A 6,784-nucleotide genomic window follows, 5' to 3' on the forward strand; every position below is an offset into this window, starting at 1 on the left:
TTGCCGCGTTGCCGCGTTGCCGCGTTGCCGCGTTGCCGCGTTGCCGCGTTGCCGCGTTGCCGCGTTGCCGCGTTGCCGCGTTGCCCCGTTGCCCCGTTGCCCCGTTGCCCCGTTGCCGCGAGCCGCTCGCCGCGTCCGTGCCGACCGTGGGAGAGAAACGAAGTAGTCCCGCCCTATCGCGGCTAGGTGCCACCCCGGGTGATCTTCTCGTAGCCGCCGACCTCAGATCGCCAGCACCTTGACCGACTTGTTGCGCAGATGGCGCAGGTGGCGCTCGCGGCGGCGGGTGTGACCGTGGACACCGGCCTTGTCGCTCCAGTGGACGTTCGCGAGCCCGGTCAGGCTTCGCCGGAACGGAACGGCGCGACGCGTTGGGCACGAATAACGTTCGAATCTCCGGCTGTCTCCCGGATCTCGCGCCCGACCGGCGCCGTTCGCGACCGCTTGATCGTCTGATCGTGTGATCGACTACGTGGGCCATGGTGTAGCCCCTGTCCTGCGCACCTGCCGACCGGAGCGCGCGGGCTGTGGTCGGATCGTCGGGTTGAGAACATATCTGGCGCGGACTTGCTCGTGTTGCGCACTTTACCGTCGGCTGGCGCGCTGGAACCGGATCCTCACTTTCAGCGTGTCCGCTGGGGGAGTCGTTTTCCTGGACAATCCGTACCGTCGTGCCCCTGGGCCGTCGTTGACGGCCACCAGCTCGGGCGTTCGGCGTTCACGAACGATGCTCGCGGGACGCCGCGCTGTCGGTGACGCCGCGCCGGCTGTCGTCGGCGCGGCGCGAGAATCGCGCTTTTCCCGGGTGTGCAGTACTACTCTGAGCGGCATGTGTGGCACGCCGGCCGAAATGCTCCGTGTTCAATTTATCATCGGCCGGGGCATGTCGTGTGGAATTGTTGGAGGTATGCGATGAGGATCCTGATGTGCGCGTATGCGTGCAGTCCGAAGTGGGGCTCGGAACCGGCCGTCGGTTGGGAGTTCATCCGGCTCGCCGCCGAGGAGCATGACGTCTGGGTGCTGACCTCGGTGCGGAACCGTTCCATGATCGAGGACCGTGGGGTTGACAGGCCCTCTCGGGCTCGTTTTCGGTACCTGAGCGCGCCGATGTTTGGCGGTCGTATTCCCGATATTCCGTTCGGCGAGCAGGTCTACTACTGCGACTGGCAGCGGGCGGCCCGTCGTGAGGCCGTCGATCTGCACCGCGAGGTCGGCTTCGACCTGTTGCACCACGTGACCTTCGCGACGGACTGGATGCCGGCCGGGATCCTCGCGGTGCCCGGGGTGCCGGCGGTGTGGGGGCCCGTCGGTGGCTCGACGGGGATGCCGCCGTGGTCGCAGTGGCGCTGGCTCGGCGCGCGCGGCGTCTGCGCGGAGGCGGTCCGTGGGCTGCTCACGACGGGGATGCGGGCGCGTTACGGCCGGGCCGCCGCGCGGCGGGCCGACGTCACCCTCGTTCAGAACTTCGATGGCCTCGCGTCGCTCGGAGCATGGTCGGGCCGGATCGAGCTGTTCCCGAACACGATCATCGAACTGGCTGGTCCGAGGGGCATCGGCGAGACCGGCGGGACCGGCGGCAGTGAGCCCGGTCGAGACGACGCCGGACTGGGCCCGGTGGGTGTGCCGGCGGGCGAGGGCGAGCGTCGGGCCCTGTTCGTGGGGCGGCTCGTCCCCTGGAAGGGACTACGGCTGGCGATAGCGACGATCGCCGATCCGGCGGCGCGGGGCTGGCGGCTCGACGTCCTGGGGGACGGCCCGGAGGCCGGCCCGGCGCGCCGGCTCGCGGCCCGCCTCGGCGTGGCCGACCGGGTGCGGCTGCGCGGCAACGTGTCACGGGCCGAGGTCTGCGAGGCCTTCGCCACCGCGGACGCGCTGCTCGCGCTCGGCATGCGCGAGGGATCCGGGGTGGCCACGGCTGAGGCGATCGCGCAGGGCTGCCCGGTCGTCTGCGTCGACCGGGGTGGGTTGAGCGTGCTCGTCGACGACGAGGCTGGTATCCGGGTGCCGGTGACGGACCGGCTGCCGGCCGCGCTCGCGGCGGCGCTCGCGCGGGTGGGGCCGCGTCGGTCACCCTCGGCGCGCTGGTCGCGGGCGCGGGCCCGCGAGCAGTTGACCCGCGTCTACGCCGAGGTGGCGCCGCGGACGTCGGAATCTGAGGCGTTGTCCTCGATCCCGCTTCATCGGCCGGCCGCGCCTGGAGAGCGTGCGTCCGGGCCGGCCGTCCCGCGGGCGTCGCGGCCGCGGCGGTGAGCGCCCTGGCGGCGGCCGCCGATGGTCATCATCGGCGGTCCGGCGGGCCCGGAACGTTGCGGCGGCACGGTGACAACGGCCGGCCCCATCGGGCCCGCGCCGTCCGCGGGAAGGGCCGTCGCCATCCGCCGCCGGCCTGGCCACCGGCGACGGGGCCGGCGGCCTGGCGCCAGGCGGCCGAAGACCCGGCGGCACGCGATGATCCTCGCTACGCCAGCCAGCGGCAGGCCGAACGCGCAGCCGGCAATCCCGAACGCGAGCGTGCCCAGGATGCAGGCGGGCATCGTGACGGCGGCGGAGATCAGCTGGATCTGGAACGTGCCGCGTATGTCGCGCAGCGTGCCGATGGCAGCCAGGTAGGGCGTCGTCACCGTCATGCACACGATCATGCAGGCGACCGGGACCAGTAGCCCCGCGTACGGGGCGAACTGGGCCGTGAACACTGTAGTGATCAGCGCGTCCCGCCCCAGGCACGCGCCGAGACCGACGACGGCGGCGGTGGCGCCGGTCGCGCCGGCCAGCTGGATGGTGAAGCGCCGTAGCGTCTCCAGGTCGCCTTCGGCCACGAGCCGGGTCATCGACGGGAGGATCAGGCTCTGCAGCGCCATCAGCAGTGACGCCGTGGGTGCCATCAGCAGCGTCTGCGCGGCGCGCAGCCCGCCGATGGCGGCGGCCCCGACCATGGCGGTGGCGACCCAGAGCAGGATCTGGGCCTGCATCTGGTTGATGAACGCGATGCTGGCGAACCACCCCCACGTCTCGCGCGTGCGCCGCAACCACCTGAACGGGCGGAAGCCGCGCACGTCGATCCCGACCAGCCAGAGACCCACGACGGCGCCCGCCGTGGCGCCAACGCCCCAGCACGTGATCAGTGAGGTGGCGCTTGGCCGGCCCGAGAGCAGGACGACCCCGATCGCCCCGAACTGGGCCGCGGCCCAGAGCACGTCCAGGGCGAGTGCGCGCGCGGGACTGCGTCGGCGGAATGCCACATACCGCAGCGTGTCCTGGATCGCGAGCACGGGCAGCCACCAGGCGAACACGCCGAAGTAGGCCGTGACCGGCGGGCCGAGCCTGCCGACCAGCACACAGACGACCAGCGCGGCCATGCCGATCAGCGCGGCGGTGCTGACCGCCCCGCTGGCGTCCCGGCGCTGCTCGCGCCTGTCCGCCGCGGGCGGGAGGACGAGCAGCACGTCGCCGACACAGGCGCGCGTAGCCGCGGTGGTCAGCATCGCCACCGTCATCGCGAGGACCACCCGCCCGAACTCCTCCGGTACCAGAAGACGGGCCAGGAGAAGCGTGGTCAGGAAGTTTGTGCCAGAGGAGACCGCCTGATCCGCGACAGCGCTGAGCACTTGCCATCTGGAGCCCAACAGGCGGGTTCGTGTCGATGTCGCCGGCGCTGTCCGCGGGCTCGGCGCGGTCGAATCCACGCTGGGGAGCGCCTCGGGACGCACTGGTGGCGTCGCGGTCACCCCTGGTCCGCCCGCCGGCCGCGGGCGGCCACCGAGGCGTAGAGCTCGACCAACCGGGAGACCGAGAGCGGCTCCCGGTGCTCCGCCTCGTAGCGCGCGCGCGCCCGGGTGCTCGCGGCCTCCAGCGCCGGCCTGTCCCGCAGGACGGCGAGCGCGGCCCGGATGGCGTCCACGGTGGGCGGCACCGACCAGCCGAGTCCTTCGGCACCGAGCAGCGCGGTCGCTCCGTGGTCGCTGCCGAGCACGCCGCGGCCGTGCGCGAACGCCTCGACCATCGCCCGTGGCTGGGCCTCGTAGCAGCGCGACGGGATGGCGACCAGCGCCGCCAGGCGCATCTGCGCGGCCACTCCGGCCGCGTCGAGCCGGCCGAGGAGCTCGATCCCCGGCTTGCCCCGAGCGCGCTCGGCCAGCGCGTGCCCGAGCGGGCCCGACCCGGCGATGCGCAGCCGCGCGCCGGCGGGCGGGCCGGCGGCCGCCCAGGCGTCGACAAGCAGGTCGGGGCCCTTCATCTCCTCCAGCCGGCCGACGAAGAGCACGTCCTGCCCGGGCGTGGTGGGCGGACCCGGGTCGGCCGCGGTGTTGGGGAAGACGACGATCCGGTCCGCCTCGATGCCCGAGCGGGTGAGCTGGTCCGCGAGGAAGCTGGTGGGGGCGATGAAGGTGTCGACGCTTCGCCAGGTCGACCGGTGGGCCACCGCCGAGACAACCATCGGCAGGGTCTGGAGCCGGGATTCGCGGTAGCAGCCATGCCGTACCGCCGGCAGCGGGAGCAGGCTTCCCAGGCAGTCGTCACAGGTGGACCCGTCCCGGTACCGGTTGCCGCCCACACAGGTGTGCCGGTAGTTGTGCACCGTCTGGACGACGGGCACGCCCGCCGCTCGCGCCGTCCGGATCACCCAGGGAGAAAGCAGCGGGAAGACGTTGTGCAGATGCACCACGTCGGGCGCGAAGGACGACAGCGCGGCGGCGAACCGCCGCACCCCGGCCGGGTTGATGACCGGCCCGGCGGCGACCCCGAGCCTGGCCGCGGGGGGAAGCCGCGGGATGTCGTCACTGGACGTGAAGACCGTCGCGACCTCGACGCCCGCCGCGCGCAGCCGCGTGACGTCCTCGAGGACGACCGAGTTCTCACCGGAGGGAGCGGCCGACCGGTACAGGTTGTGCGCCACCAGTACCCGCGGGCCGCCCCGGGGGGTGGGCTGAGCTGGCGGTCTGGTGATCGGGCCGCTGACGGTGGTCACCCGTGAGCCTCCTTGGCCAACCGGCCACGCGGGGCCGAGTTCATCCGACATTCGGGCCCGGCCGGCGCCGCTCCCGCCGTCAGAGCCGGACGGGCAGGCGACGCCGCGCACCCCTATGACCTCGGAGAGTAGCAACATGTGTACGTTGAGCTACCAAATTCTCGGGCGGGGTGTCCGCGTCGGCCGCGGCCTCGACTAGGGCGTGTCTGATGACTCTTGGTCGATGCGGGCGGGGTCCAGGTGGCCGCTCGCAAGGCGGAGGAGGAGTCCATAGCGGAGCTATGGGCGACGACGACAACGCGGCGAACGGCCACCTGGGCGCCGATCCGCGCGGCCGAAGAGCCATCAGACACGCCCTAAGGCCCCGAGCCCGGCGGGTGGAGCGTGGTGGAGTTGTGGGCGAGCAGGCGTCAGGCAGCGCGGCTGACCCGCCATCAGTGGTGGCGGACGCCAGGCACCCCGCGGCGGATGGGTGGGAACGCGCCGATGACATGGCGCGGCTCGGTCGCCGTCCCGGGTCCCGGGCCGCCGCGGTGCCCGGTGCCTGCCAGTCGCCGGTCAGCTTGAGTCCGGCGAGTTCGGCGTCGCGGCGATCTTCGTTCGCTCAGCCCTGGCAGTCGCCGGTCATCGCGGCGGCGTGGCCGTCATACGCGCGGAGCGGCGGGCCCCGGCAGGCGGCCGGGGGGTTCCCCGGCACCCGCGGCGCGCAGGCCCGTGCCGGGTGTGGCCGGTTTATAGGCCGCTCCGCAGGCGGGGCAGATGAGTTTGTCGGTGAGTCGTTCGCCGCATCGGCAGGCCCAGCCGACGGGTCGCGCGGGGCTGCCGAGGACGAGTGCGTGCGCGGGCACGTCGCGGGTGATGACGGCGCCGGCGCCGACGAAGGCGTACTCGCCTATCTCGGTCCCGGTGACGACGATGACGCCCGCGGCGAGCGTGGCTCCGCGGCGCACCACGGTCGGGGTGAGCTCGCCGCGGTCCTTGCGTACTTCGGCGCGTGGCCGGAAGTCGTTCGTGAACAGCACGTTCGGGCCCAGGAAGACGTCGTCCTCGATGGTGACCCAGTCGCAGACCAGGGTGATGTTCTTCACGGTGACCCGGTCGCCGAGGCGGGCCCCGGACTCGATGAAGGCGTGGTCGCAGATGTTGCAGCCGGCGCCGACGACCGCGCCCGGCATGACGTGCGCGAACGCCCAGATCCTGGTGCCGGGGCCGACGGTGTCCGACTCGCACAGGCCGCGCGGGTGCACGAACACTCCCGGTGGACTCTTGGCGTCTGCCACGGTGCCCGCCGGGCGGCTGTTTGTCATGGTCATGTCAGTGCCTTCGTGAGTTCGTCGACGACCCGGGTCTGGTCGGCTTCGGTGAGGTGGGGGTGGATGGGCAGGCTGAGGATTTCCTGACAGGCGCGCTCCGCCACCGGGAAGTCGCCGCGGGCGTAGCCGAGGCCGGCGAAGGCCTCCTGGAGGTGCACCGGGGACGGGTAGTGGATGCCGGCGCCGATCCCGGCCTCGTGCAGTCTGGCCAGCACGGTGTCCCGGTCGGGGATCCTGATCACGTAGAGGTGCCAGACGTGGATGTTGCCCGGGGCCACCGTCGGTGGCCGGACCGGTCCTGGTGAGGACGCGGTGCCGGTCAGCCCGGCGGCTTCGAGCAGCGTGTCGTAGCGGGCGGCGGCGGTGCGGCGGGCCTGGTTCCAGCGGTCGAGCCGGGTGAGCTTGGCGCGCAGCACGACGGCCTGGATGGTGTCGAGTCGGGAGTTGAAGCCGAGGGTCTCGTGTACGTAGCGGCGTTCGCTGCCGTGTGTGCCGAGCAGCCGGG

Annotated in this window: 5 protein-coding genes; 1 reads left to right on the forward strand and 4 read right to left on the reverse strand. The window is 72.6% G+C overall.

The genetic code is table 11. The features are described 5' to 3' along the window. The first annotated feature begins 912 nt into the window (after positions 1-912). Positions 913-2,250, forward strand: a complete 1,338-nt coding sequence (locus I6A81_RS41925; protein WP_203007185.1) for a glycosyltransferase — start codon at positions 913-915, stop codon at positions 2,248-2,250. Here the strand turns inward: I6A81_RS41925 and I6A81_RS41930 are convergent. From I6A81_RS41930 to I6A81_RS41945, 4 genes are all read right to left on the reverse strand, one after another. Then, a complete protein-coding gene (locus I6A81_RS41930; RefSeq protein ID WP_203007184.1) occupies positions 2,178-3,605 on the reverse strand; it encodes an oligosaccharide flippase family protein in 1,428 nt (475 codons plus the stop codon). The genes I6A81_RS41925 and I6A81_RS41930 overlap by 73 nt on opposite strands. Positions 3,606-3,721: 116 nt before the next feature. After that, positions 3,722-4,966, reverse strand: a complete 1,245-nt coding sequence (locus tag I6A81_RS41935) for a glycosyltransferase (protein ID WP_203007183.1) — start codon at positions 4,964-4,966, stop codon at positions 3,722-3,724. 644 nt (positions 4,967-5,610) lie between these two features. Continuing rightward, entirely contained in the window at positions 5,611-6,273 is a 663-nt protein-coding gene (locus I6A81_RS41940; protein WP_407661481.1) for an acyltransferase, read from the reverse strand. A gap of 2 nt (positions 6,274-6,275) precedes the next feature. Beyond that, positions 6,276-6,784: DegT/DnrJ/EryC1/StrS family aminotransferase (locus tag I6A81_RS41945; RefSeq protein WP_203007181.1), on the reverse strand; the 509-nt coding region annotated here is incomplete at its 5' end.

It is taken from the genome of Frankia nepalensis (genome assembly GCF_016786325.1).
Taxonomy (GTDB): Bacteria; Actinomycetota; Actinomycetes; order Frankiales; family Frankiaceae; genus Pseudofrankia; species Pseudofrankia nepalensis.